This is a genomic window from Micromonospora halophytica (genome assembly GCF_900090245.1).
GTDB classification, from domain to species: domain Bacteria; phylum Actinomycetota; class Actinomycetes; order Mycobacteriales; family Micromonosporaceae; genus Micromonospora; species Micromonospora halophytica.
The window spans coordinates 240483-264675 of record NZ_FMDN01000004.1; the positions used below are offsets into that span (position 1 = coordinate 240483).

Genomic DNA, 24193 nt, shown 5'->3' on the forward strand with positions numbered 1-24193 from the left:
CATGACCACCCCCGCCACGCCGCAGCCGGGCGCGCCGGTCGACCCGTACCGGGCCTACAACTTCAAGCTGCTCATCAACGGCGTCACCAACGGCCACTTCACCGAGGTCAGCGGCCTGGAGGTGACGATCGGGCGGCGGGCGTACCGGGAGGCCGGCAACGACCGGATCCGGGCGATCCCCGGCCAGGTGGACTACGCCCCGGTGACCCTGCACTTCGGCCTGACCTCGTCGCGGGAGCTGTGGGACTGGGTGCAGACCGCCGCCCGGGGCGCGGTGAGCCGGCGCAACGTCTCGGTGGTGCTGCTGGACGCCGCCGGCACCACCGAGGTGCTGCGCTGGAACATGATCAACGCGTGGCCGATGCGGTGGCGCGGCGCGCACCTGCACACCCTGTCCCAGGAGATCGCCATCGAGGCGTTGACCCTGGCGTACGAGGGTCTGGAGCTGGAGGCGGGCAGTGCCGCCGCGCCCCGCACCGCGTAGCTGGCTCGCCCGCCGCCTGCGGGACGCCGCCGACGCGGCCGAGCGGTGGGCCGCCGGGTCCGGGCCGGCCGACGCCGACCCGCCGGTCGACGTGCCGCCGCGCCGCCCGGGCCAGCCTCCGGAGCACTGGCTGCGGCTGGTCGCGGAGCACGCTCCGGGCCTGCTGCGCGACCTCGACCTGCCGCCCGACACCGCCGGCCGGCCCGCCGGTCCGGCTCCCTCCGGGGTACGCGGACAGCCCACCGCCACGGGCCACGCGCCCGAGCCGCACCCGACCGCCGGTCGGCTGGCCCCCGCCGCCCACCGGCCCGGCACCGGCCTCGCCGCTACGGCCGCACCACGACGGCACGACCACCGCCCCGACCGGTCCGGTCCGCCCGGCGGCACCCCGGTCGCCGCCCCGCGTGCCGGCGTCGACCCGGCCGGCGTGCCCACCGTAGCGGGTGACCAGACACTCCGGCGGGTTGTCGCGTCCGGCCGCACCACCGCCTCCGGTGACGGCGAGGACCGGGGCGACCTGGCATCCGAGGCGTGGCCCGGGTCCGCGTCGTCGACCGGATCGGGTGGCGGCGGCCATGCGCCGGCCGGGATCCCCGCCCGCCTCCGCCCGGCGGTACCCCCACCGGGCTGGCTGCCGCCCGTCGCCGGCAGCGCACCCGACCGCCCGGCTCGTCCCGACACCGGACGGGACGCCGGGGCGGCGTCGCACGCGCTCCCGCTCCTGCCCGCCCGCCCCGCCCCGGTGGACGCCGTCGCACCCGGGCTGCCGGGTGGACCGCACGACGCGGCGCCGACACACCCGCTCGGGTCCCGGCCCGAAGGTCCGGACACTGTCCCTTCCGAAGAACGCCGGGGCAGCCACGCACCGCACGGCTCGGCAGGTGGGGTCGGCAGCTCCGGCGGTGTCCGGTTCACCGAACGGCCCGCCCCGGGCCACCCCGGCGGCGCCGGGACCGGCCACCCCGCGCTCTCCCCCGCCGCCCCGGCCGACGCCGGGTACCTCCCGTCCCCGCCCCTGGGACACCTCCGGGGCCGGGCCACCGGTTCCGAGCCGTTCCCCTTCCCTCCGGGCGGCCCCGGAGGGTCCCCGTTCCCGGGCAGCGGTCCCGGGCGTGCGGCCGGCGAGGGACGAGAGGCGGAACGGGAGAACCCGCCCGGCGGCGAAGCGCGCCTCCCCTGCGCCGCCGGCCCCGACGGTGTCCCGCCCGTCCCCGACGGCCTTCGCGTCGGCGCGGCCCGGGTCGCGTGGCGGCCGGAGGCCGATCCGCTCCCGGCCGGCACGGTGCCGCCCGCCGGCCGGTCCGGCCCGGCTCGCCCACCCCACGGAGGCCAGCACGCCGACGACGCCCCGGACAGGCGGTGGGCGTACCCGGGGGACCCGTGGCCGGCGCTGCCGGACGAGCCGCCCGGGCCGGGGCGGGACGCGGTGGTCGTACCCCCGGCGGGGACGACCACGACGGCGCGGTGGTGGGGCGACGACCCGTGGCCGGCGCTGCCGGACGACCGGGACCGGCGGCCGGCGGCGGACGCCGACCCCGGCGGCGCGCGGTGGAATCGGCTCGACCGGGAACAGCGGGGCGCCTGATGGAACGGGTGGCCTTTCTGGAGGACTCCTCGGGGCTGCGGGTCGACTGCCTGCTGAACCCGGAGACCGTCCAGGTGACCCGGCTGGCCGGGGTACGCCCGCGCGGCGTCGCCGACGCCCGGCTCACCGGCGCCGGCCTCGCCGACGACCCGCTGGTCTTCACCGGCGGCGGGCGCACCGAACTGGTGCTGGACCTGCTCTTCGACACCGACCTGGTGGAAGGGCCGACCCGCCCGCAGGACGTCCGCGCCCTCACCCGTCCACTCTGGATGCTTGCCGAGAACTCGGCCACCGAGCACGGCTGGCTACGGCCGCCGCTGGTCCGCCTGGTCTGGGGCAAGACCTGGAACGTGCCCGGGGTGATCGTGGCGATCGCGGAACGCTTCGACGCGTTCGGCCTCACCGGCTCGCCCCGCCGGTCCTGGCTGCGGCTGAAGCTGGTCCGGGTCGCGGAGGCCGCCGACGAGGCGCGGGAGGGCTTCGCCGACGAACTCGCCGCGGCGAGCACCCCCACCGCGGCGCCCGGCTCGGCGGTCGTCGCCACCGGGGACGGCTCGGCGACGCCGGGCCACTCCGGGGTCCGCTTCGACCTGCTCGCCCACGACGCGCTCGGCTCACCGCTGCGCTGGCGGCTGCTCGCCGAGCACAACCGGATCACCGACCCGCTCGCCGTGCCGGCCGGCACCACGCTGGCGGTGCCCCCACTCGCCGCGCCCCCGACCGCCGACGCGACGCCGGGAGGTGGTCAGCCGTGAGCCCGTGGCCGACGGTGCTGCTCGACGGCGTACCGCTGGACGCCGCCGCCCGGCGGCTGCGCGAGGTGCGGGTCGCCGCCCGACTGGACCAACCCACCCAGTGCGAGGTCACGTACGCCGCGCATCCCGGCCCCGACGCCCTCGACGTCGGCGGTGGCACGGCGGTGCCCACCGGGGCGGCGCTGGCGGTCCGGCTCGGCGACCGTCCGCTCTTCACCGGCGAGGTCACCTGCGTCGAGGTGGAGTACGCCCCGGACGGCGCCGGCCTGCTGCGGCTGCGCGGGTACGACCGGCTGCACCGGCTGCGCAAGCGGCAGCAGCTGCGGGTGTTCGAGGCGGTCACCGCCGCCGACCTGGCCCGCGACCTCTGCGCCGACGTCGGCCTCGACGTCGACGCCGAGGCCGACGGGCCACACCTGGACCGGCTGCTCCAGCACCGGCACAGCGACCTCGACCTGCTGCTGGAGGTCGCCGGCCGGGCCGGGCTGCACCTGGCCGCCGCGCCCGACCGGCTGCGCCTGGTCACCCTGGACGGGCACGGCGAGCCGGTGCCGCTGACCCTGGGCCACAGCCTGCACTCGGTGCGGGTCACCGCCAACCTGGACCGGGCCGCCGGCGGCAGCGCCGCGCTGGGCTGGCACCCGCAGCGGGCCGAGCCGATCAGCCAGCGCGTCGACACCGCCCGCACCGGCCGGCGCATCCCCCTCGACCCGGACCCGGCCGACGTCGGCGCGGACGGGGTGCGCACCGCCGTCGACCAGCCCGGTCGCAGCGACGACGAACTGGCCGCCCTGGCCCAGGCCGGCCTGGACGCCCGGGTGGCCGCGCTGGTCACCGCCGAGGGGATCGCCGAGGGTGACCCGGAGCTGCTGCCCGGCCGCCGGATCGCCCTGGCCGGGGTCGCCGAGGACCTGGCCGGGGTGTACGTGCTGACCGAGGTGGTGCACACCGTCGACGGCGACGGCCACCTGACCCGCTTCGCCACCGCCCCGCCGCCCGCCCCGGCCCCCGCGTCGACACCCGGCGCGGTGGTGACCCTCGGCGCCGTCACCGACGTCGACGACCCCGACCGGCTCGGCCGGGTCCGCCTCACCCTGCCCGGGTACGGGGACCTGGACGCCGGCTGGCTCGCCGTGCTCTGCCCCGGCGCGGGACGGGACAAGGGGATCGTCGCGCTGCCCGACCCGGGCGACACGGTGCTGGTGGCGCTGCCCGGCGGCGAGCCGACCTCCGGCATCGTGCTCGGCTCGCTCTTCGGCGCGGTCGCCCCGTACGACGCCGGGATCACCGAGGGACGGTCCCGGCGCTGGTCGGTGCGGACCGGCGGCGGGCAGACCATCGTGGTCGACGACGCGGCGCGGACCCTGCGGCTGGCCACCGAGGCCGGCAGCTTCCTGGAGCTGACCCCGGAACTGACCACCCTGCACGCCGCCACCGACCTGGTCCTCTCCGCGCCCGGACGGGCGATGGTCGTGCGGGCGCGCAGCGTCGACTTCCTGCACGCCGACGCCGTCGAGGACCCGGCGACCGCCCGGGACCGGGCCGGCGCGCTCGCCCGCGACGCCTCGGGAGGTGGCTGATGCGCTGGATTCACCTGCGGTCCGTGATCACCTGCGACCACGACGGCCGGGTGACCAACCGGGCCTCGCAGCACTGGGTGACCGTCACCGGCGTGCCGGTGCTGGTCGACGACGACCCGGAGGGGCGGAACATCGTGGCCTGCCCCAACTACGGGCCGACGGTCAAACCGTGCGCGAAGACCCTGCCGGTGCGGGTCGGCTACAGCGACTGGCTGCGCGTCGACGGGCGCCGGATCGTGCTGTCGCACCTGGACGGGCTCACCGACGGCACCCCGCCGGGCCTGGTCCACCACACCGTCCGCGACCCGCGGCAGAGCCTGGTGGAGGCGGACCGATGAGAGCGTTCCGGTTCGTCGGTGCCGGCTTCGACGCCGGCCGCACCGGTGGCCTGACGTTGACCGCGGCCGGCGGGATCGCCATGACCGACGGCGACGAGACGGTACGCCAGGCGTTGTACCTGCTGCTGTCCACCACGCCCGGCGAGCGGCTGATGCGCCCCGGGTACGGGTCCCGGCTGCACCGGCTGGTCTTCGCGCCGAACGACGACACCACCGCCGGGCTGGCCATCCACTACGTCCGGCAGGCGATCCGGCGGTGGGAGCCCCGGGTGGAGGTGCTCGACGTCGACGCCGGGCCGGACCCGGACGACCCGTGGCGGCTGGTGATCCGGCTGGACTACCGGGTGCGGGCCAGCCTCTCCCCCGGCCAGCTCGTCTTCTCCGTCGACCTGCAACCCGACACCGCCGACGATCCGCCGGCCGGCGCGCCCGGCACCGAGCCCGCCGAGGGGAACCCGTCATGACGCTGCCCGTGCCACACCTGGACGACCGCACCTTCCTCGACCTGGTCACCGAGGCCAGGGAGCGGATCCGGCAGTCCTGCCCGGCGTGGACCGACCTCTCCGCGCACGACCCGGGCATCGCCCTGGTCGAGGCGTTCGCGCACCTGACCGAGGTGATGATCTACCGGCTGAACCAGCTGCCGGAGAAGGCGTACGTGCAGTTCCTCAACCTGCTCGGGGTGAGCCGGCACGCTCCCTGCGCGGCCTGGGCGGACGTGCGGTTCAGCCGTACCGGCGCGGACGGCGGCGCGGTGCGGATCCCGGCCGGCACCCGGGTGGCCGCGGCCCGGGGCGCCGACCCGAGGCCGGTCGTCTTCGTCACCACCGAGCCGGCGCTGCTGCCCGCCGGGCAGGCCGAGGTGACCGTCCGGATGCACCACTGCGAGCCGGTGGAGGCGGAGCTGCTGGGCACCGGCACCGGGCAGCCGGGGCAGGTGCTGCGCGCGGCGCGGGCGCCGCTGGCCCGTACCGCCGAGCCGCTGGACCTGCTGCTCGGCGTGCAGGTGCCGACCGGCTCGGTGGAGCTCGGCGCGGCGGCCCGGGAGCACGACGGGCGCAGCTACGAGATCTGGCGGCCGGTGGACAGCTTCGCCGGGGTCGGCGCCCAGGCCAAGGTCTACCTGGTGGACCGCTGTTCCGGGGTGGTCACCTTCGCTCCCGCGCTGGACCTGCGCCCGCCGGCCGACGCCGGATCCGCCCCGGGCGGCGACCTGGTCACCGTGGCGGCGGTGCCACCGGCCGGGGCGCAGGTCCGGCTCTGGTACCGGGCCGGCGGCGGGCGCGCGGGCAACGTCGCCGCCGGCGCGCTGACCGGCCTGCGCGATCCGCTGCCCGGGGTACGGGTGTCGAACCCGGAGCCGGCCGGCGGCGGACGGGACGTGGAGACGCTGGACTCGGCGCTGGTCCGGGGGCCGTACGAGTTCTTCGCCCAGCAGCGGGCGGTGACCGCGCGGGACTTCGAGATCCTGGCCGTCTCCGCCGGTCCGGTGGCGCGGGCGCGGGCCTTCACCCGGGCCGCCGTGTACAGCTTCGCCCGCCCCGGGGAGGTCGAGGTGGTGCTGGTGCCGTACGTGCCGGAGCAGGCCCGCCCGGGTGGGCGGCTGCCGGTGTCGGTGCTGCGCGCGCACGAGGTCGAGGAGGCTCGCCGCCGGGTGGAGGCGGACCTGGACCGTCGGCGGGCCCTCGGCACCACCTGCCGGGCCGGCTGGGCGCGCTACAAGGCGGTCTCGGTGCGGGCCCGGGTGGTGGTGCGCCGGGAGGAGGACGTCGAGGCGGTGCGCGGGCGCATCCACGACCGGCTGCACCAGACGCTGAGCCCGCTGCCGACCGCGGTCAACCCGTCCGGCTGGGCGTTCGGCGAGCCACTGCGCGCCTCGAACGTGTACCGGCTGCTGGAGCACGCCGAGCCGGGCGTGCGCTACGTCGAGTCCGTCCGGTTCGTGGTGGACGAGGCGCCCGACGCGGCGGTCCGCGCGCTGGCCGTCGACCAGTACCAGGCGCGGACCTGGTACGCCGGCCGGGGTGAGGTGCTGTTCCGCTCCACCGACGCCGGGGCGGGCTGGGAGCCGGCCGGCCGGTTCCCGGGCGAGACCGTCGTCAGGGTGGCCCCGGCCCCCGCCCCGGTACGCCCCGGTGTCGTGCCCCGCCCCGGCTCGGTGGCGTGCGTGACGCTGGCCGACGGCGGTGGTTCCCGGGTGCACCTGAGCACCGACCTCGGCGAGACCTGGTCGCTGCTGACCGACCTCGGCGCCCGGATCACCGACGTCGCCTGGATCGACCGGGACGGCGCCGGGGCGCTGCTGCTCGCCACCGACACCGGCCTGTACGAGGTGTCCCTGCTGCCCGGCTCGGTGCCGTTGCAGATCCTGGTCGACCCCGCCGACGCCGACCGCGGCTTCTACGCCGTCCGGTCGTTCGTCTCCGAGCGGGGCGCGCCGGGCGTGGCGGTCGCCGCGCAGGCCGGTTTCGGGGTCTACCTCTCCACCGCCGCGGGCCGCCCCGGCACCTTCGCCCACGTCGGCCTGGCCAACGTGGACAACCGGGTGCTCGCCGTCCAGTACGACGGGCCGGCCACCCTGCTCTGGGCCGGCGCGGGCGAACCGGACCCGAAGAGGCCCGGGCAGGGCTGCCACCGCACCCGGCTGTTCGAGTCCGACGTGAAGTGGCAGCAGGTGCAGGCCGGCTGGATCGGCGGCACCTGCCGGGACCTCGCCTTCGTCGGCACCCTGGCGGTGGCTGCCACGCAGTCCGGCGGGGTGCTCCGGCTGGACACCCTCGCCCCGCAGCCGCAGTGGCAGCCGGTGATGGTCAACTGCGGGCTGCCGCTGCGGGACCGGTCCCGCTTCGTGCCGGTGGACGCGATCGCCGCCACCGCCGGCCCGCAACGGCTGATCCTGGCCGGTGGCGAGCGCGGGGTGTACCGCAGCGGCGACGCCGTCGACTGGACGGCCGGCGCCAACCAGGCCACCGCCGACGTGGTGACCGTTCCCGACACCTGGCTGCTCTGCTCCGGCGAGCACGACATCGAGGTGGTGCGGCAGGATGCGCCGAGCGGCGATTGAGCGGCTGCTGCCCGCGGCGTACCAGCGGGCCGCCGTCGACGGCAGCGTGCTGGGCGCGCTGCTGGAGGTGATGGAGGCGCTGCACGCCCCCGACGAGGCGGTGCTCGCCGACGTCGACGCGCTCTTCGCCGCGTACCGGGCGCCCGACGCGCTGGTGGCGTACCTGACCCGGTGGGTGGCGATGGACCACGTGCTCGCCCCGCCCCGCCCGGACGCGCCGCTGCCGCTGCCGGTGGGGCGGCTGCGGGATCTGGTGGCGCACGGCGCGCACCTGGCCCGCTGGCGCGGCACCCCGTACGGGATGCGGACCGCGCTGGAACTGGCCACCGGCGTGACCGGGTTCGTGCTGGACGAGCCGGCTGACCGCCCGTTCCACCTGGTCGTACGGGTGCCACCGGCCGCTGCCGGCCTGCTCGCCGTGGTCACCCGGATCGTCGAGGCGGAGAAGCCGGCCGCGGTGACCGTCGAGGTGCTGCCGGCCGGCGACGTACCCACCGACCCGCCGTCGAGCGGGCCGCCCGCCACGCCGACCACCGGGCCCGCCACGCCCGCCGAGCCGGCCGCGCCCACCGGGCCGGCGGTCGGCCGGGCCACCGTCCCCCGCCACGTACCGCCCGGACCGTCCGCAGAGGAGCCGACATGACCACCGAATGGGCCGTCGTCGCCGCCGCCGAGCAGTTCAACCTCGACGCCGGCAACCGCGGCGAACTCACCTTCACCGTCACCAACCCGGGCGTCGCACCGGACACCGTGGTCTTCGACATCGCCCCGGGCGAGGGCAGCCAGCGGTCCTGGTTCACCGTCGCCGAGCCGCAGCGGGTGGTGCCCGGGCAGGGGTCGGTCTCCTTCCTGGTCCGCCTCGCCGTGCCGTCGGGCACCGCGCCCCGCCGGTACGACATGACCGGCTTCGCATACTCGGCCAACACCGCGCCGGAGGAGAGCTCCCGCCCGAGCAACCGGGTGACGTACGAGGTCCGGGCCCTCGCCCCGCCCCGGCGGGCGCCCTGGCCGTGGATCGCCGCGGCGGTGGCGCTGGTGGTGCTGGTCGGCGCGGTGGTCGGCTGGCTGGTGACCCGCCCGGAGGACGTCCCTGCGCCGCCGCCCGGCGAGCCGCAGGTGATCACCCTGGAGGCGGAGAGCCTGGTGCCGACGGCGACCGTGCAGTCGCCCACCGGCACGGCGGTGCGGGTGGTGACGCAGGCGAACTGCTGCGGCGTGACCTGGTCGGAGAATCAGCAGCTCTTCTTCCAGGGGCTGGCCCAGGGCGATCAGGTGACGGTGACCGTAGACCTGCCGGTCGCGGCGGCCTGGCGGTTCTCCGCCGCGCGCACCACCTCGTTCGACTACGCCAACACCATCTGGCAGATCGACGGGGCGCAGGTCGGCGGGACGTTCCTCGGCTTCAGCCGCACCGTGGTCGCCGGTGACCTGGCCGACGTCGGCACCATCCGGCTCGACAAGGGCCGGCACACCCTCACCCTGATCGCGGTGGGCAAGACGCAGGGCTTCGACCGCTACTTCGCCGGCGTCGACCGGATCCGGTTCACCGAGGTCCGTGCGGCGGCGGCCCCGCGATGAGCCGCCGCCGTGCCCTGCTGCTGGCGGGGCTGGCCGTCCTGCTGGTGGCGCTCTTCGCGGTGGCGACCGGCGCCGGACGCGGCGACCGGGGTGACCCGGGCGACGCCGGGGCGGTGCGTTGGCTGGGCCGGCTCGCCGGGGGCGGCGTCGTGGTGGACCCGGCGACGGTGCGGGCCGGCTGCGACCGGGAGGGTGACACGCTGCGCGTCGTCGGCGGCTGCGTACTGCGGGTGGCCGACCCCGGCGGGCTGCGGACGCTGGTGCTGCGCGGCCCGGGCCGGTTCACCGTCACCGCCCCCGCCCCCGGGGACGCCGACCTCACCGTGCGCGACGAGGTGGAGCCGGGCGACGACGGGCAGGCGGTCGCCCGGATCGCCGTCGACGACGCGACGGAGATCGTCGTGAACTGCCCGGGAGGTGCGGCGTGCCTGGTCACCGTCGCCACCTCCTGACCCGCCGGCCGCCGGTAGCCGGGCGGGGTACGCCGCGCCGCCCCGCCCGTCTCGGGGAGGAGATCCGTCATGGGTGAGCTGCGCAAGCCGTTCCTGCTGCTGGCGTTGCTGGCGATCGCGCTGGTGGTCGGGGTGGAACTGGGCGCTTCGCTGCTCACCGGCGGCGGGGACGCCAGCGGGGCGCTGCGGGCGAGCGCCGGGGACCTGGGCGTGGACGTCGGCGAGGTGGGGCGGATCAGCGAGCCGTCCGGGCGGGGTACGGGCCACCTGGCGCTGATCGACGTGGTGGCCCTCTGGACGACCGGGTTGTTCTGCCTGAGCCTGGTGCTGCCGGACCGGATCCAGGGTCGGATGCAGGGCGTCGCGACGCTGGCCTTCTCGGTCCTGCTGATCCTGGCCGCGCTGGTGCTGCTGGTGACGGCCTTCGTGGAGCTGACCGTGATGGTCTCGCTCTTCCTGGCCCCGCCCTTCGGGACGCTGGCGTACCTGGCGCTGTGGGGGTTCTTCCCGGTCGGGGAGGCCAGCCTGCTGCTGGGCCTGGTGCTGCTGCTCAAGCTGGTCTGGGCGGGGCTGCTGCTCGCCGCCCAGCCGCGTTTCCTGCAGAACAAGGGCCTGGTCCTGCTGGCGCTGACCACCCTGCTCTGCACGGTGCTGCTGGAGTTTCTGCACCGGCTGGCCCCGGTCGTGGTGACGAGCATCCTCGACGACGTCGGCGCGGTGGTCTTCGCCGTGGTCGCCCTGGTCTGGGCCGTGGTCCTCCTGATCGGCTCGATCCCCGCGATCGTCAAGGCCGTCCGCGTCACCGCCGCCCTCCCCACCCGCTGATTCCCTGTCGGGATCGGCTGTCAAGGTGGTGGCTGGCTTGACCTTGCAGGTCGGCTGACACCCCCCACCCCCCGCCCTCCCACCTCCCCGCCCTCGCCCTCGCCCTCATCGTCGCCGACCCGGGCCCGCGCGCCGAAGATCACGCAGAAACCTGGAAGTAGTGGTGTCGGAGCGCGCCGATGCCACTACTTCCACGATCGAGCACGATCTTGGCCGGCCAGCGGTCGGGCAGCCGTCAGGCGGGCGGGCCGGGGCGGGCCGGGGCGGGGTGGGCCGGGGCGGGGTGGGGCGGCGGGGGCTAGGGGATGTGGGTGAGGTAGGTGTCGATGGTGGCGGCGAGGATGTCGGGGCCGGGGCGGGACCAGAGGTCGGCCTGGAAGACCTCCACCTCGACGGGGCCGGTGTAGCCGGCCGCGTCGACCGCCTCGCGCAGCCGGCGCAGCTCGACGGTGCCCTGCCCGGGCAGGCCCCGGCCGAGCAGCACCCCCTCGGGCAGCGGGGTGACCCAGTCCGCCACCTGGAAGGCGGCGATCCGGGCCCCGGCCCGGGCGATCTGGTCGTAGACGGTGTCGTCCCACCAGACGTGGTACGTGTCCACCACCACCCCGACCACCTCCGGGGCGAACCGTTCGGCGATGTCGAGGGCCTGGCCGAGGGTGGCGACGACGCAGCGGTCGGCGCAGAACATCGGGTGCAGTGGCTCGATGGCCAGTCGTACGCCGGCGGCGGCAGCCTGCGGGGCAAGTTCGGCGATGGCGTCGGCGACCGCCCGCCGTGCGCCGTCGACGTCCCGGCTGCCCGGCGGCAGCCCGCCGGAGACCAGCACCAGCTCGGTGGTGCCGAGCGTGGCGGCCTCCTCGATCGCCCGGCGGTTCTCGTCGCGCCACCCGGGGGTGGTGAAGAAGCCGCCCCGGCACAGCGAGGTGACGGTCAGACCGGCGTCGCGGACCAGCCGGGCGGCGCGGTCGAGGCCGTACTCGGCGACCGGCTCCCGCCACAGGCCGACGCCCGGCACGCCGGCCGCGACGCAGCCGGCGACGACCTCCGCCAGCGGCCAGTGCTTGGCGGTCGCCTGGTTGAACGAGAAGCGTGCCAGCCCGGCGGCCGGCGCCACCCGGGCGGCCGGGGCGGCGGCGCCGGCCGGCGGTACGGCGCTCACTGCGCCACCCCCGCCACGGTGAAGTACGCCCGGGCCCGGGCGGCGGCCAGCTCGGCGTCCGGCAGCAGGTCGGCGGCGTCGGCGAGGACCAGCAGCCGGGCCAGGTGCGCCGGCGAGCGGCCCGCCTGCTGCCCGGCGAGCATGGTGAAGTGGTCCTGGTGGCCGGCCAGCCAGGCGAGGAAGACGATGCCGGTCTTGTAGTGCCAGGTGGGCGCGGCGAACAGGTGCCGGGCCAGCGGCAGGGTCGGGGCGAACACCTCGTCGTAGGTGGCGAGGTCACCGGCGTCCAGGGCGGCGAGGGCGGTGGCGGCGGCCGGGGCGATGGCGGCGAAGACGCCGAGCAGCGCGTCGGAGTGCCCCTGCGCGTCGCCGCGGATCAGCTCCGGGTAGTGGAAGTCGTCGCCGGTGTAGAGGCGTACCCCGTCGGGGAGCCGGCGGCGCAGGTCCACCTCGCGGTCGGCGTCGAGCAGGGACACCTTGATCCCGTCGACCCGCGCCTGGTGGTCCTTGATCAGGTGCAGCATCGTCTCGGTGGCCTCGTCCAGGTCGGTCGAGCCCCAGTAGCCGGCCAGGGCCGGGTCGAACATGTCACCGAGCCAGTGCAGGACGACGGGCTGGTCGGCGGCGGTGAGCAGCCGGTCGTACACCCGTAGGTAGTCCTCGGCGTCGGTGGCGGTGGCGGCGAGCTGCCGGCTGCACATCAGCACCGGCCGGGCCCCGGCAGCGGCCACCTCGGCGAGCTGTGCGGTGTACGCGTCCACGATCAGGGTCAACGAGGTCGGGCCGGGCGGGAGCTGATCGGTGGCGACGCCGGCGACGATCCGCCCGCCGACGGCGCGGGCCTCGGCGGCGCTGCGCCGGATCAGTTCCCGGCAGGCGGCGTGGTCCAGCCCCATGCCGCGCTGGGCGGTGTCCATCGCCTCGGCGACCCCGAGCCCGTACGACCAGAGGTGGTGCCGGAAGGCCAGGGTGCGTTCCCAGTCGACGGCGGCCGGTGCCCCCGGCACGTTCTCCGCCCCCGGGTCGGCGACGACGTGCGCCGCCGCGTACGCCACCCGGCTGGTTGACGGCCCTGCGGGGCGCGGGAAGCCCCGCCCTCCGCGCAGCCGGTACGCCTCGCCGCCGGGCAGGTGGACGGTGGCGCTCACCGGGTCAGCTCCGGCACCTCGACGCGGCGCCCCTCGCGGGCCGAGCGCAGCCCCAGCTCGGCGAGCTGCACGCCGCGCGCCCCGGCGAGGAAGTCCCAGCCGAAGGGCGCGCCGGCGACGACGTGCCGCAGGAACGCCTCCCACTGCACCTTGAAGCCGTTGTCGAACTCCTCGTTGTCGGGCACCTCGGTCCACTGGGCGCGGAAGTCCTCGGTGGCGGGCAGGTCCGGGTTCCAGACCGGCTTGGGGGTGACGGCGCGGTGCTGCACCCGGCAGCGGCGCAGTCCGGCGACGGCGCTGCCCTCGGTGCCGTCGACGTGGAACTCGACGAGTTCGTCACGGTGCACCCGGGTGCACCAGGACGAGTTGAGCGCGGCGACGATCCCGCCGTCGAGTTCGAAGATGCCGTACGCGGCGTCGTCGGCGGTGGCCGGGTAGCTGCGGCCGGCCTCGTCGACCCGCTCGGGTACGTGGGTGGCGGCGAGGCAGGTGACGGCCTGCACCGGGGCGAAGAGCTCCTCCAGCACGTACTGCCAGTGCGGGAACATGTCCATGACGATGCCGCCGCCGTCGGAGGCCCGGTAGTTCCAGGAGGGACGCTGGGCGGGCTGCCAGTCGCCCTCGAAGACCCAGTAGCCGAACTCGCCGCGTACGGAGAGGATCCGGCCGAAGAAGCCGCCGTCGATGAGCCGCTTGAGCTTGCGCAGGCCGGGGAGGAAGAGCTTGTCCTGTACGACGCCGGTGCGGATGCCCGCCGCGTCGGCGGCCCGGACCAGTTCCATCGCGGCGGCGCTGGACTCGGCGAGGGGCTTCTCGGTGTAGATGTGCTTGCCGGCCTCGATGGCCTGCCGGATGGCCTTCTCCCGCTGCTGGGTGACCTGCGCGTCGAAGTAGATCTCCGCGTCCTCGCGGACGAGCGCGGCGGCGAGGTCGGTGGTCCAGTCGGTGAGCCCGTGCCGCTCGGCGACCGCGCGCAGCCGGCCCTCGTCGCGGCCGACGAGGATCGGCTCCGGCCAGATCCGGGTGCCGTCGGGCAGCGCCAGGCCGCCCTGTTCGCGGATGGCCAGCAGCGACCGGACCAGGTGCTGGCGGTATCCCATCCGACCGGTGACGCCGTTGACGATGATGCCGATCGACCTTCGGGACATGGTCGTCCTTCCCTGATTGACGGCGCAGGTAAGCGCTTTCCTGGCAGCGTAGGTGGCAACGACCAAGCCGGGCAAGGGCTTTCCCGATGATCTTGCGGTAGCCTGTCCGCGACCGCATGGCACGCGGGACCGGGCAGGCACTGGGGGGTGACTCGTTGGCGACGCTGGCCGACGTGGCCCGCCGCGCGGGCGTCTCCCCCGCCACCGCGTCCCGGGTGATCAACGGCAGCAGCAAACCCGTCGCCGACGAGCTGCGCGAACGGGTGCTGAGCGCCGTCGCCGAGCTGCGGTACGTCCCCAACGCGCACGCCCAACTGCTGGCCCGGCCGCAGCGCAGCGTCGTCGGCGTGGTGGTGCACGACGTCTCCGACCCGTACTTCGCCGAGGTGACCCGGGGTCTGCAACGGGTGGCCACCGACCGGGGCCGGCTGGTCATCATCTGCAACAGCTACCGCGACCCCGAGCGCGAGCTGGAGTACGTCGAGATGCTCCGCGGTCAGCAGGTCGCCGCGATCGTGCTGGCCGGCTCGGGCTACCACGACGCCGACTTCACCGCCCGGCTCACCGAGAAGCTTGCCGCGTACGAGGCGACCGGCGGCCGGGTGGCGGTGATCGGCCGCCACGAGCACCCGGGCGACGCGGTGATGCCCGCCAACGACGTCGGTGGCCGACTGCTCGGCGAGGAACTGCTCCGCCTGGGCCACCGGCAGATCGGCGTGATCGCCGGCCCCCGGGTGCTCACCACGATCACCGACCGGCTGCGCGGGCTACGGGCCGCCCTGGCCGACGGCGGCGTCACCCTCGACGACGACCACGTCCGGTACGCCGACTTCGACCGCGACGGCGGCGCCCGCGCCGCCGCCGAGCTGCTGGACACCGTCGACGGGTTGACCGCGCTGGTCGCCCTCAACGACTCGATGGCCGTGGGCGCCCTGGCCCTGCTGCGTCAGCGCGGCGTCCGGGTGCCCGACCAGGTGTCGGTGGCCGGCTTCGACGACATGCCGGTCGCCGCCGACGTCACCCCGACGCTGACCACCGTCCGGCTGCCCCTGGTGGAGCTGGGCGCCCGGGCGATGACGCTCGCCCTGGGCCCGGCCGCCGACCGCTCCCGGGTCGAGGTCCTCCCCGCCGAGCTGGTCCGCCGGGAGAGCCTGGGCCCCGCCCCGCGCTGAACGGCGCGGCGCCTCGACACGCGCCCCGTTCCGAATCTGACAGGCGGGAAGTTGGCGAGGAAATCGCCGAACTCGGCGACCAACGCGGTCCGGTCCTGAGACCGGGAGAGCGAGCGCCTCTTCTGCGAACGACCGGCTCCCGTCAGCCGGCACCGTGGGGCCGGCTGACGGGAGCACCGGCACGGCTCACATGGCGAAACCGACCACCTGGGCCGCGACGGTGCGGTTGGTGGGGATGCTGTTGTGCCCGATACACCCGGTCTTGGTGTTGGTCGCGCCGCTGAGGATCACGCTGCTGTCAGGGTTGATGATCCCGTCGCAGGGCGACCACCAGGTGGCGTACCGGACGGAGCCTGGGGTCTCGTCCCCGGCGTTGAGCGTGGTGAGCAACCCCGAGCCGGGGCGCATGTCGTAGCAGGCCTGAACCCAGCAGGCGTAAGCCCAGCCGGTGCCGTGGTTCGGGCCGCCGAGCGAGACCCAGGCGTCGACCTTGCTGGTGCCGCCGAGGAACTTGAGGTACCAGCGGCTGTTGAGCCCGCCCATGGAGTGGGTGACGATGTCGACCTTCGCCGCACCGGTCTGGGCGAGCACCGAGTCGACGGCCTTGGCGAGCTCCTGCGCGGTGGTCTTGTTCGACTGCGGCGACCAGTACGTGAACTCCCACAGCGAGGTGACGCCCTCCTTGCGGAATTCCTCGACCAGCACGCTCCAGTCGGTCTTGACCTCGCCCAGGAAGCCGTGGACGAAGATCACCGGATTGCGGGGGGTGGCGGCCGCAGGGGCGGCGGCGCCGAAGACGGCGGTGACGACTGCGACGAGGACGCTCGCGGCGAGCGCCGTCAGTCGGGCCCAGCGGGTATGGGCGATGGTGCCGTCGGGGGGTACGGCCATGGTCGCTCCTAATTCATTTAGGTTACCGGCAGGTAATTAGCGTGTAATCTAGACCACATCCACGACCGTGAGTGTGTGACCTGGGTCACAAATTCTGCGGCCAGCCGCCGATCTCGTCGCCGTCCACGTGGGACGTCGTCCCCTGGCTGAAGAACAATGGCTCGCCCACCGGCTCTCGCAGCAGCCAGACGCAGACGCCGACCGAGCTCCCCTTGAACACGCGCGACGGCCGCGGCGGATCCGTCTCCGGTGGCCTCGGACCGACGACGCTGAGGCTCAGATCAGCGCCGCCAGCCGGGGGATCTGCCGCGGATCGGACAGCGCCGACCCGACCGCCACCACCCTGACGCCTGCCGCGAGAAAGTCTCCCGCGTTGTCCGCGTCGATCCCGCCGGTGGCCACGAAACGCAGTTCCGGCAGCGGCCCGGCCACCGCCTTGAACCACTGCGGCCCGAGGCTCACCGCCGGGAACGCCTTGAGCCAGAACAGCCCGTGATCGAGGGCACGCTGCGCCTCGGTCGGGGTGGCGACCCCCGGCAGGTGCGGGATGCCGTAGGTGACCGCCGCGTCGGCGACCGCCAGATCCAGCCCGGGCGCGACGGTGAACGCCGCGCCGGCGCTGGCGGCCTGGCGTACCTGGGCGGGGGTGCGGACCGTCCCGGCGCCGACCAGCCTGCCCCGCTCCCGCCCGGCCTGCACCACGGCCCGCAGGGCCAGCACCGCGTCGGCGGTACGGATCGGCACCTCCACCACGTCGATGCCCAGCTCCCACGCCTGCTCGGCGAGGCGGACGGTCTCCGCCGGCGGCAGGTCGCGCAGGATCACCATCACCCGTGCGTCGGCGAAGATCCCCCCGAAGTCGTGCGACGTCATCCGTCGTTCCTTCCCTGGTCAGTGGTGGTCGCGGGACGGACGAGCCCCACCGCCACGGGGTCCAGCGCGGCCCATCCGGCGTCCGGCAGGGCGAGCAGACGGTCGATCAGTGCCGGATCGGGCGGCGGCGCGGTGTCGCCGGCCACGGTGAGGGTGGGCGCGGCACAGAGGTGCCCGAGCCGCAGGCAGTCGCGCGGGGCGAGGCCGCGCAGCAGCCCGGAGAGGAACCCGGCGGCGAAGGCGTCGCCCGCGCCGACCGGTTCGCGTACCGGCACCGGCAACGCCGGCACGAAGACGGCCGCGCCGGCGCGGGGCAGCGCGGTCGCGCCGACCGCCGCGTCCTTGACCACCACCAGCTCCGGGCCGGGCAGCAGCGTCCGCACGGCGACCGGATCCGGAGTGTCCCAGAGCGTCCGCGCCTCGTCGAGGCCGACCAGGACCACGTCGGCGTGGTCGGCGAGCCGGCGCAGCACCGGCGCGGCGGTGGGGGCGGGCCAGAGCCGGGCCCGGTGGTTGACGTCGAAGCTGACCCGGGTGCCGGGCAGCGGTCGCCCGACCAGCGCCCGCTCCATCAACGCCGTGCAGGACGGCGAGAGCGCGGCGGTCACCCCGGACAGGTGCAGCAGCCGGACGCCGGCCAGCCGCCGGTCGTCCAGCGCCTGCGGCCCGAGCCGGGAGGCGGCGGAGCCGGCCCGGTAGTAGTGCACGGCCGTGCCCCCGGGGGCCGGGTCCTTGAGGTAGACGCCGGTGGGCGCGGCCGGGTCGACCTCGACCAGCGTGGTGTCCACCCCGGCGGCGGCGACCTGCCGCACCACCCGACGCCCGAACGGGTCGTCGCCGACCCGGCTCACCCAGCTCACCCGGTGTCCGAGCGCGGCCAGCCCCACCGCCACGTTGGACTCGGCGCCGCCGACGGAGACCCCGAGCCGGTCGGCCCGATCGAGCGGCCCCGCCGGATCGGGGCTGAGCAGCACCATCGTCTCGCCGACGGTGGCCACCTCCGGACCGGTGGTGTCGGCCGGCACCGACGACGCCCCGTGGCCGTCGTCGACCGGCCCGACACCACCCGGCTCACTCCTCGCGCTCACGCGGTGGCCCCGCCGTCGAGCAGGGCGGCGATCCGCGGCCGGTCGAGCGTCCCGTCGGCGACCAGCACCGCGTGCCGGCCGCGCCGGTCGCCGCCGGCCGGCACCACCGCCGGCCGATCGAAGGCGAAGGCCACGCAGACCCCCGGGTACATCGCGGTCCGCACGAACCACCGGTCGCCGGGGCCGAGGCCCGTGAAGACCAGGGTGTACGCCCCACCGCCCGGCCCGACGCCGGTCAACGCGACCCACGCCTCGGCGCTGCCGTTGACCGACTCCTCCCCGTCCGCCGAGGCGCTGAAGGCCCGGGGCTCACCCTCGGCGACGGCCCGCCAGAAGAACCCGCCGTAGCCGGCACCGCCGGGGCGGCCGTTGGTGGCGGGGCTGCCCAGGTGCACGTCCCGCCCGGCGGGGGCGGTGAGGGTGTAGTCGACGTCGAGCCGCCACACGCCCGGGGCCACCGGTGCCGCGCCGAGCCGGCGGCGCTCGGTGAGCAGCACCCCGCCGTCGGGGTCACGCCACCGCAGTTCGTGCTCCAGCCGGTCCGGCCTCCGGTCGACCCACCCGGTGTGGGCGATCACGCCGTGGTCGTCCCGCCAGGTGTAGCCGGTGTCCCGGACGTACGTCCGGCCGCCCCACAGGTTGGTGCCGTCGACGTCCTGCACGGCCAGGGACGCCCCGAGGTGCCAGACGTGGTCGGCCGGGAGGGTGTCGGTGACCGGCGTGCCGGCGAGCGTACGGACCGGGTGCAGGTACGGCCGGGGGCCGTGTCTGCGGTCCAGGTCGGGGTGGAGCACGTAGCGGGCCACCTCGACGTCGCCGACCCGCAGCCGGGGCTCGTCGCTCACGACGCCTCCGTCCGGGCCGCCGGCCGGCGGGTGGCGACGGCGTGCAGGGCGGCCAGGGCGTACCCGGCGAGGATCGGCGCCGCCACCGGGGTGACCAGCACGCCGAGCAGCCCGGCGACCGCGCACACCCCGCTCGTGGCGGCCCAGGTGCCGGGCTGCCGCGCCGCGGTGCGCGCCGCTGCCCGGGCCGCGTCCCGCCAGCCCCGCCCGCCGGCCCGTCCGACCTCGACCACGACCAGGCCGGCGTACCCGGCCAGGGCGGCGGTGACCACGACGGTGAGGGCCAGCGCGGGCGGACCCCCGGGGACCCGCCCGGCGGCGAGCGCGGCCAGGTCGACGCCGAGCGCGGTGGCGACCGCCAGCGCGGCGACGCTCACCGCCAGGCCGGCCGGCAGCGCCCGGCCGAACCGGGACAGCGTGGTCCGCAGGGCCGGCCAGCCGCCCAGCGCCACCCGGTCGTGCACCGCGGCGCTGGCGGCGGCCGCCGCCGGGGCCAGGGTGAGCAGCGGCAGCGCGGCCAGCACCAGGGCGAAGCCGAGCAGCGCCAGGTCGGTGGCGTCGCGCAGGGTGTCCCGCCAGTCGCGGCGGGGCCGCTCGTCGCTCATCCCTTGAGCCCGCTGGTGTTGATGCCCTCGACCAGCATCCGCTGGAAGGCGAGGAAGAACAGGAAGACCGGCAGCAGCGACAGCACCGACATGGCGAACATCGGCCCGACCGCGCTCTGGCTGGTGGAGTCGATGAACAGGGTCAGCGCCACCGGCACCGTGTAGTCCTCCAGATTGGACAGGAAGACCAGTTGCCGGAAGAAGTCGTTCCAGGTCCAGATGAACGAGAAGATCGCGGTGGTGACCAGCGCCGGGCGACTCAACGGCAGGATGACGTGCCGGAAGATGCCGAACGGACTGGCCCCGTCGATCTTGGCGGCCTCGTCCAGTTCGCGCGGGATGCCCCGCATGAACTGGACCATGAGGAAGACGAAGAACGCCTCGGTGGCCAGGAACTGCGGGATCAGCAGCGGCAGGTACGGCCAGTCCGCGCCGACCAGCCCCAGGCTGCGGAACAGGATGTACTGCGGCACGATCAGCACGTGCCCGGGCAGCAGCAGGGTGCCGATCATGACGGCGAACCAGACGCCGCGCAGCCGGAAGCGCAGCCGGGCGAAGGCGTACGCGGCCAGCAGGCAGGAGACCGCGTTGCCGACCACGGTGAGCAGGCTGACCATCGCGCTGTTGAGGAAGAACTTGCCGAAGCTGAAGTCGAAGTTGCGCCACCCGTCGGTGTAGTTGCCCGGGGTGAACGTCTCCGGCAGCAGGCCGATGTTGTTGACGATCTCCTCCTGGGACTTCACCGACGTCCCGAGCATCCACAACAGCGGGTAGAGCACGACCGCGACGATCGCGATCAGGACGATCAGGCGCAGCGCCTGCCGTCCACTCGGCTTGCGGGCGCCCACCCGGGCCCCCGTCGAGGTCACCGCCGTCATCACCGCTCCCCGTCGGAGTAGTGCACCCAGAACCGCCCGGTGCTGAAGAAGACCGTGGTGATGAGCCCGATCGCGATCAGGAAGACCCAGGCCATCGCCGAGGCGTAGCCCATCTCCAGGTCGGTGAAGCCGGAGATGTACAGCTTCAGCGTGTACATCAGGGTCGAGTCGACCGGGCCGCCGGTGCCGTTGCTGAGCACGAAGGCCGCGGTGAAGCCCTGGAATCCGTTGATCGTCTCGAGCACCAGGTTGAAGAAGATCACCGGCGAGAGCATCGGCAGGGTGACGTGCCAGAACTGGCGGAACCGGTTCGCGCCGTCGACCGAGGCGGCCTCGTACAGCTCGGACGGGACCTGCTTGAGCCCGGCCAGGAAGATCACCATGGGGGCGCCGAACTGCCAGATCGCCAGCAGCATCAGGGTCTCCAGGGCCCAGTCCGGGTCGTTGACCCAGGGCAGCCCCTCGATGCCGAAGATCGCCAGGAACGAGTTGAACGCGCCGTCGCGGTTGAACATGTTGACCCAGACGATGGCCAGCGCGACGCTGCCGCCGAGCAGCGACGGCAGGTAGAACAGGCTGCGGAACAGCCCCACCCCGCGCCAGGCCTTGTTGAGCAGCAGCGCGACGCCGAGCGCGGCGGCGAGCTTCAGCGGCACGGCCACCAGCGCGAAGGTGAGGGTGACCTGGACGGCGTGCCAGTACGACGGGTCCTGGGTGAACATCCGTTCGTAGTTGGCCAGCCCCACCCACTCGACCTCGGACAGCGGGGTGAGGATGTCGTAGTTGGTGAAGCTCAGGTAGAGCGAGAGCAGCATGGGGATCGCCGTGACGCCCATCAGTCCGATGAGCCAGGGCGAGAGGAATACGTAACCCGCCAGACCTTCGCCGTGCCGGTCCCGGCCGGCCCCACGCCGGGTGGCGTGGGGCCGGGGGGAACCGGTCCGGGTGGTCCGGCCGGGGGCCGTGGTGAGGGCCACGGGGCCGGCTCCTTTCCGTCGACCGCGAGGTCAGACGATCGCGGACTTGCAGGCCGCGACGTACTGCGCCGCCGCTTCGGCCGGGGTGATCCGGCCGTACTGGACGTTCTCGGCGGCCTTGACCAGCTCCGACTTGACCTTGCTGTGGCCCTTGATCGGCACCTGCGCCGCCTGGCCGAACTTCTGCGCCAGCTCGGTCTCGACCTGGATGGACTGCTTCATCGCCGGGTCGGTCGCCGTCTCGCTGACCTTGGCGCGCAGGTCGAGGTTGGAGGGCAGGCCGCGGTCGGTGCCGAGCAGCGCGACCGCCTCCGGGTCGTTGGCCAGGAAGTTGATCACGTCAACCGCGACGTCCCGGTTCTTGCTGCCCTTGAACACCGACCAGTACATCGCGGCCCGGGCCCACTGCCCGCTCGGGTCACCCGGGTACGCCACGACGCCCAGTTCGTCCTTGGTGTTCTTCTTCAGGTCGGGCATCTGGTTGACCCAGACCCAGCTCGTGGCGGCCTTGCCGGTGACCACGAGCTGCTTGGTGACGTCGCTGGCGTTGCCCTCGTGGATCACGTCCGGGGTCGGGGTGGCGCCCCGCTCGCGGGCACCCTTCCACAGCTCGAACCACCTGGTCACGTCCGCCTCGTCGAAGCCGAGGTCCTTGCCCTTGTACAGGTCCTTGCCCTGCTGGCGCAGCCACACCCAGAACGCCTTGTAGTCGGCGCTCGGGTCCTGGGTGCCGGGGACCTTGGTCTTCTTCGTCACCTGCTCGGCCCAGGCGATGTGCTCCTCCCAGCTCATGCCGGTGGTCGGCTCGGGCAGCCCGTTCCTGGTCAGCAGGGTCTTGTTGTAGACCAGGCCCTGGGTGTTCTCGCCGGAGGCCACCCCGGCGAGCTTGCCGTCGACGACGCCGTACTCCAGCAGGCTCTTGGGGAACTTCGACACGTCGAGCTTGCCGGAGTCGGAGTAGCTGTTGAGGTCCAGCACCGTGCTGCGCTCGGCGTACTCGGACAGGTAGTTGTCGTCGATCTGGAAGAGGTCCGGCGGGTTGCCGCCGGCGGTCAGCGTGGCCAGCTTGTCGAAGTAGCCCTGGTTGGCCTGCCAGGTCTTCTCGAAGGTGACGTTCGGGTTCTTCTTGGTGTAGAGGGCCAGGGCGTCCTCGGTGAGCTTGGCCCGGTTCTCGCCGCCCCACCAGAAGATGGAGAGCTTGACCTTGCCGTCACCGGCGTCACTGTCGTCGCCGCAGGCCGCGGCGCCGAACAGCAACGGCGCGGCGACCACGGCGGCGACCAGGCCGCGCAGGAATCGACGGCGGGGGGCGAGGGTACGGTGGGAGGGTTCGGCCGGCGTGCCGGCGGTGGGGGACGTTGCGGGGTGCATCTGCGCTCACTCCTCGGCGTTAGGAGGCGACGACGCCACCGGTGGTGCGGGCCGGGCCGCCCGGGTCCGCAAGGCGATGCGGACCCGGGCTCTCCGGGGTACCTCCGGGGCGGGTTCGACCGGTTTCCGGAACGGGTCCGGTCGAGTCGCGGATGACCAGTTCGGTCTGGAGCATTACCTGTGCGGTGGTGCGACGGTCGCCGACTGCCGCTGACCGACCCCCACCGCGCGGGCGGGGCTCGGAGTCGTGTTGCAACAGCATGTCGACGGCCGTCCGGCCGGCGGCCGCGGTCGGCGTGGCCACCGTCGTCAACTTGGGGCGGGTGAGCCGGCTCAGCGCGATGTCGTCGACCCCGACGACGCTGACGTCCTGCGGGACCCGCAGGCCGAGCTGGTCGAGTCCCTCGATCAGCCCGATCGCCATCAGGTCGTTGTAGGCGAGCACGGCGGTGACGCCGCTGCGGCGTACCTGCTCGGCCTGCGCGCCGCCACCGGTCTCGGTGGGCGGGTTGGGGCCGAGCAGGGTCAGCTCGGCGCCGCCGGCGCGGGCGGCGGCCCCGGCCGCCCGCCGGATCTCACGGTTGGTCCAGGAGCCGCGCGGGCCGCCGAGCAGGGCGATCCGCCGGTGACCGAGGCCGAGCAGGTGCTCGATCGCGGACCGGGCGCCCTGACCGACGTCCATCATCACGCAGGGCAGCCCGGCGACCTGCCGGTTTATCACCACCACCGGGACCTCCCTGCTGACCTGCTCGATGAGGCTGTTGCTCATCCGGGGGCTGCACAGCAGCACGCCGTCCACCTGCTTGGCCAGGGCGTGGACCAGCTCCTCCTCGGCCGTCGGGTCCTCGTTGGTGTCGGCCACGAAGACGTGGTAGTCCCGGTGCCGGGCCTGCCCCTCGGCCGCCTTGATCAGCGGCGGGAAGAACGGGTTGGCGATGTCGGCGATGATCAGGCCGATGTTGTGCGTACGGCCGGTGATCAGCGCCCGGGCGGCCCGGTTCGGCCGGTAGCCCAGCTCCTCGGCGCTGGCCAGCACCCGTACCCTGGTTTCCGGGTTGACCAGGTGCGGTGCCGAGAAGGTGCGCGACACCGTGGAGATGTGCACGCCGGAGGCCCGCGCGACGTCGCGGATGGTGGCTGGCACGGGCAGGCCCCCTCGTCAGGTGTTGTGGCTGCGGTCACATGGGTGCCGCCAATTAATGCAAACGGTTGCTCTGGTGTCAACGGCAGATTGTTACGGCTCGGTTGCGACCACGCTCCCACGGGGCCATCAAATTCCCATAAATCGGGGCGAGTGCCACGGGATTGGTCTCCATCGTTGACGCGGTCTTCATCGGCGTGGTTTCTTCGCTGCAAACCTTTGCAGTGAAGAGCGGA

At 74.6% G+C, this 24193-nt stretch carries 24 protein-coding genes; 12 read left to right on the forward strand and 12 right to left on the reverse strand.

Annotated elements, in window-relative coordinates; all coding sequences use genetic code 11:
* Position 1: 1 nt before the first annotated feature.
* From GA0070560_RS08585 to GA0070560_RS08635, 11 genes are all read left to right on the forward strand, one after another.
* Positions 2-484 carry a phage tail protein gene (locus GA0070560_RS08585; RefSeq protein WP_091293461.1) on the forward strand — a complete coding sequence of 161 codons (483 nt, stop codon included), beginning with the start codon at positions 2-4 and terminating at the stop codon, positions 482-484.
* Positions 459-2069: a hypothetical protein gene (locus tag GA0070560_RS29370; protein WP_091293463.1), complete on the forward strand. Its 1611-nt coding sequence runs from the start codon at positions 459-461 to the stop codon at positions 2067-2069. Before GA0070560_RS08585 ends, GA0070560_RS29370 begins: the two co-directional genes overlap by 26 nt.
* Positions 2069-2824: a CIS tube protein gene (locus GA0070560_RS29375; RefSeq protein WP_091293465.1), complete on the forward strand. Its 756-nt coding sequence runs from the start codon at positions 2069-2071 to the stop codon at positions 2822-2824. The genes GA0070560_RS29370 and GA0070560_RS29375 overlap by 1 nt, the downstream gene beginning before the upstream one ends.
* On the forward strand, positions 2821-4404 hold the full coding sequence (locus GA0070560_RS29380) for a phage baseplate assembly protein V (protein WP_091293467.1): 1584 nt from the start codon (positions 2821-2823) through the stop codon (positions 4402-4404). Before GA0070560_RS29375 ends, GA0070560_RS29380 begins: the two co-directional genes overlap by 4 nt.
* Positions 4404-4742 carry a hypothetical protein gene (locus GA0070560_RS08605; RefSeq protein WP_091293469.1) on the forward strand — a complete coding sequence of 113 codons (339 nt, stop codon included), beginning with the start codon at positions 4404-4406 and terminating at the stop codon, positions 4740-4742. Before GA0070560_RS29380 ends, GA0070560_RS08605 begins: the two co-directional genes overlap by 1 nt.
* Positions 4739-5206, forward strand: coding sequence for a GPW/gp25 family protein (locus GA0070560_RS08610; RefSeq protein ID WP_091293471.1), 468 nt, complete (start codon positions 4739-4741; stop codon positions 5204-5206). Before GA0070560_RS08605 ends, GA0070560_RS08610 begins: the two co-directional genes overlap by 4 nt.
* A complete protein-coding gene (locus GA0070560_RS08615; protein ID WP_091293472.1) occupies positions 5203-7806 on the forward strand; it encodes a putative baseplate assembly protein in 2604 nt (867 codons plus the stop codon). Before GA0070560_RS08610 ends, GA0070560_RS08615 begins: the two co-directional genes overlap by 4 nt.
* Positions 7787-8449 carry a phage tail protein gene (locus GA0070560_RS08620; protein ID WP_091293475.1) on the forward strand — a complete coding sequence of 221 codons (663 nt, stop codon included), beginning with the start codon at positions 7787-7789 and terminating at the stop codon, positions 8447-8449. Before GA0070560_RS08615 ends, GA0070560_RS08620 begins: the two co-directional genes overlap by 20 nt.
* Positions 8446-9384: a hypothetical protein gene (locus GA0070560_RS08625; RefSeq protein ID WP_091293476.1), complete on the forward strand. Its 939-nt coding sequence runs from the start codon at positions 8446-8448 to the stop codon at positions 9382-9384. Before GA0070560_RS08620 ends, GA0070560_RS08625 begins: the two co-directional genes overlap by 4 nt.
* Entirely contained in the window at positions 9381-9836 is a 456-nt protein-coding gene (locus tag GA0070560_RS08630) for a hypothetical protein (protein WP_091293479.1), read from the forward strand. Before GA0070560_RS08625 ends, GA0070560_RS08630 begins: the two co-directional genes overlap by 4 nt.
* A 69-nt stretch (positions 9837-9905) precedes the next feature.
* A complete protein-coding gene (locus GA0070560_RS08635) occupies positions 9906-10661 on the forward strand; it encodes a hypothetical protein (protein WP_091293484.1) in 756 nt (251 codons plus the stop codon).
* 298 nt (positions 10662-10959) lie between these two features.
* Here the strand turns inward: GA0070560_RS08635 and GA0070560_RS08640 are convergent, their stop codons facing one another.
* From GA0070560_RS08640 to GA0070560_RS08650, 3 genes are read right to left on the reverse strand one after another with little or no spacing between them, the layout of a single operon-like run.
* A complete protein-coding gene (locus GA0070560_RS08640) occupies positions 10960-11757 on the reverse strand; it encodes a sugar phosphate isomerase/epimerase family protein (protein WP_091293708.1) in 798 nt (265 codons plus the stop codon).
* A gap of 59 nt (positions 11758-11816) precedes the next feature.
* The gene (locus GA0070560_RS08645; RefSeq protein WP_091293486.1) at positions 11817-12968 is read right to left on the reverse strand and encodes a dihydrodipicolinate synthase family protein; all 1152 of its coding nucleotides are present in this window, start codon (positions 12966-12968) and stop codon (positions 11817-11819) included.
* On the reverse strand, positions 12965-14116 hold the full coding sequence (locus tag GA0070560_RS08650; RefSeq protein ID WP_091293488.1) for a Gfo/Idh/MocA family protein: 1152 nt from the start codon (positions 14114-14116) through the stop codon (positions 12965-12967). Before GA0070560_RS08650 ends, GA0070560_RS08645 begins: the two co-directional genes overlap by 4 nt.
* A gap of 116 nt (positions 14117-14232) precedes the next feature.
* Here GA0070560_RS08650 and GA0070560_RS08655 point away from each other — a divergent pair, with 116 nt between their 5' ends.
* On the forward strand, positions 14233-15288 hold the full coding sequence (locus GA0070560_RS08655; RefSeq protein WP_245675422.1) for a LacI family DNA-binding transcriptional regulator: 1056 nt from the start codon (positions 14233-14235) through the stop codon (positions 15286-15288).
* Positions 15289-15474: 186 nt separating this feature from the next.
* Here the strand turns inward: GA0070560_RS08655 and GA0070560_RS08660 are convergent, their stop codons facing one another.
* The 9 genes from GA0070560_RS08660 to GA0070560_RS08700 form a co-directional block, all read right to left on the reverse strand.
* A complete protein-coding gene (locus tag GA0070560_RS08660) occupies positions 15475-16179 on the reverse strand; it encodes an esterase/lipase family protein (RefSeq protein ID WP_091293490.1) in 705 nt (234 codons plus the stop codon).
* Positions 16180-16455: 276 nt separating this feature from the next.
* Positions 16456-17052, reverse strand: coding sequence for a bifunctional 4-hydroxy-2-oxoglutarate aldolase/2-dehydro-3-deoxy-phosphogluconate aldolase (locus GA0070560_RS08665; protein ID WP_091293492.1), 597 nt, complete (start codon positions 17050-17052; stop codon positions 16456-16458).
* The gene (locus tag GA0070560_RS08670) at positions 17049-18140 is read right to left on the reverse strand and encodes a sugar kinase (protein WP_245675423.1); all 1092 of its coding nucleotides are present in this window, start codon (positions 18138-18140) and stop codon (positions 17049-17051) included. Before GA0070560_RS08670 ends, GA0070560_RS08665 begins: the two co-directional genes overlap by 4 nt.
* Positions 18137-18985, reverse strand: a complete 849-nt coding sequence (locus GA0070560_RS08675; RefSeq protein WP_091293494.1) for a DUF6807 domain-containing protein — start codon at positions 18983-18985, stop codon at positions 18137-18139. The genes GA0070560_RS08670 and GA0070560_RS08675 overlap by 4 nt, the downstream gene beginning before the upstream one ends.
* On the reverse strand, positions 18982-19590 hold the full coding sequence (locus GA0070560_RS08680; protein WP_091293496.1) for a hypothetical protein: 609 nt from the start codon (positions 19588-19590) through the stop codon (positions 18982-18984). The genes GA0070560_RS08675 and GA0070560_RS08680 overlap by 4 nt, the downstream gene beginning before the upstream one ends.
* Entirely contained in the window at positions 19587-20468 is an 882-nt protein-coding gene (locus GA0070560_RS08685; protein WP_091293498.1) for a carbohydrate ABC transporter permease, read from the reverse strand. Before GA0070560_RS08685 ends, GA0070560_RS08680 begins: the two co-directional genes overlap by 4 nt.
* Positions 20468-21445: a carbohydrate ABC transporter permease gene (locus GA0070560_RS08690; protein ID WP_091293500.1), complete on the reverse strand. Its 978-nt coding sequence runs from the start codon at positions 21443-21445 to the stop codon at positions 20468-20470. The genes GA0070560_RS08685 and GA0070560_RS08690 overlap by 1 nt, the downstream gene beginning before the upstream one ends.
* 30 nt (positions 21446-21475) lie before the next feature.
* Positions 21476-22816 carry an ABC transporter substrate-binding protein gene (locus tag GA0070560_RS08695; RefSeq protein WP_091293503.1) on the reverse strand — a complete coding sequence of 447 codons (1341 nt, stop codon included), beginning with the start codon at positions 22814-22816 and terminating at the stop codon, positions 21476-21478.
* 19 nt (positions 22817-22835) lie between these two features.
* A complete protein-coding gene (locus GA0070560_RS08700; protein ID WP_091293505.1) occupies positions 22836-23960 on the reverse strand; it encodes a LacI family DNA-binding transcriptional regulator in 1125 nt (374 codons plus the stop codon).
* Between the last annotated feature and the right edge of the window lie 233 nt (positions 23961-24193).

What these genes read in the sequence shown, in the direction of transcription:
- GA0070560_RS08585 (WP_091293461.1), top strand. Translation starts at nt 2, where the DNA reads ATGACCACCCCCGCCACGCCGCAGCCGGGCGCGCCGGTCGACCCGTAC.
- GA0070560_RS29375 (WP_091293465.1), top strand. Translation starts at nt 2,069, where the DNA reads ATGGAACGGGTGGCCTTTCTGGAGGACTCCTCGGGGCTGCGGGTCGAC.
- GA0070560_RS08605 (WP_091293469.1), top strand. Translation starts at nt 4,404, where the DNA reads ATGCGCTGGATTCACCTGCGGTCCGTGATCACCTGCGACCACGACGGC.
- GA0070560_RS08610 (WP_091293471.1), top strand. Translation starts at nt 4,739, where the DNA reads ATGAGAGCGTTCCGGTTCGTCGGTGCCGGCTTCGACGCCGGCCGCACC.
- GA0070560_RS08615 (WP_091293472.1), top strand. Translation starts at nt 5,203, where the DNA reads ATGACGCTGCCCGTGCCACACCTGGACGACCGCACCTTCCTCGACCTG.
- GA0070560_RS08620 (WP_091293475.1), top strand. Translation starts at nt 7,787, where the DNA reads ATGCGCCGAGCGGCGATTGAGCGGCTGCTGCCCGCGGCGTACCAGCGG.
- GA0070560_RS08625 (WP_091293476.1), top strand. Translation starts at nt 8,446, where the DNA reads ATGACCACCGAATGGGCCGTCGTCGCCGCCGCCGAGCAGTTCAACCTC.
- GA0070560_RS08630 (WP_091293479.1), top strand. Translation starts at nt 9,381, where the DNA reads ATGAGCCGCCGCCGTGCCCTGCTGCTGGCGGGGCTGGCCGTCCTGCTG.
- GA0070560_RS08635 (WP_091293484.1), top strand. Translation starts at nt 9,906, where the DNA reads ATGGGTGAGCTGCGCAAGCCGTTCCTGCTGCTGGCGTTGCTGGCGATC.
- GA0070560_RS08650 (WP_091293488.1), bottom strand. Translation starts at nt 14,116, where the DNA reads ATGTCCCGAAGGTCGATCGGCATCATCGTCAACGGCGTCACCGGTCGG.
- GA0070560_RS08655 (WP_245675422.1), top strand. Translation starts at nt 14,233, where the DNA reads ATGGCACGCGGGACCGGGCAGGCACTGGGGGGTGACTCGTTGGCGACG.
- GA0070560_RS08660 (WP_091293490.1), bottom strand. Translation starts at nt 16,179, where the DNA reads ATGGCCGTACCCCCCGACGGCACCATCGCCCATACCCGCTGGGCCCGA.
- GA0070560_RS08665 (WP_091293492.1), bottom strand. Translation starts at nt 17,052, where the DNA reads ATGACGTCGCACGACTTCGGGGGGATCTTCGCCGACGCACGGGTGATG.
- GA0070560_RS08680 (WP_091293496.1), bottom strand. Translation starts at nt 19,590, where the DNA reads ATGAGCGACGAGCGGCCCCGCCGCGACTGGCGGGACACCCTGCGCGAC.
- GA0070560_RS08685 (WP_091293498.1), bottom strand. Translation starts at nt 20,468, where the DNA reads ATGACGGCGGTGACCTCGACGGGGGCCCGGGTGGGCGCCCGCAAGCCG.
- GA0070560_RS08695 (WP_091293503.1), bottom strand. Translation starts at nt 22,816, where the DNA reads ATGCACCCCGCAACGTCCCCCACCGCCGGCACGCCGGCCGAACCCTCC.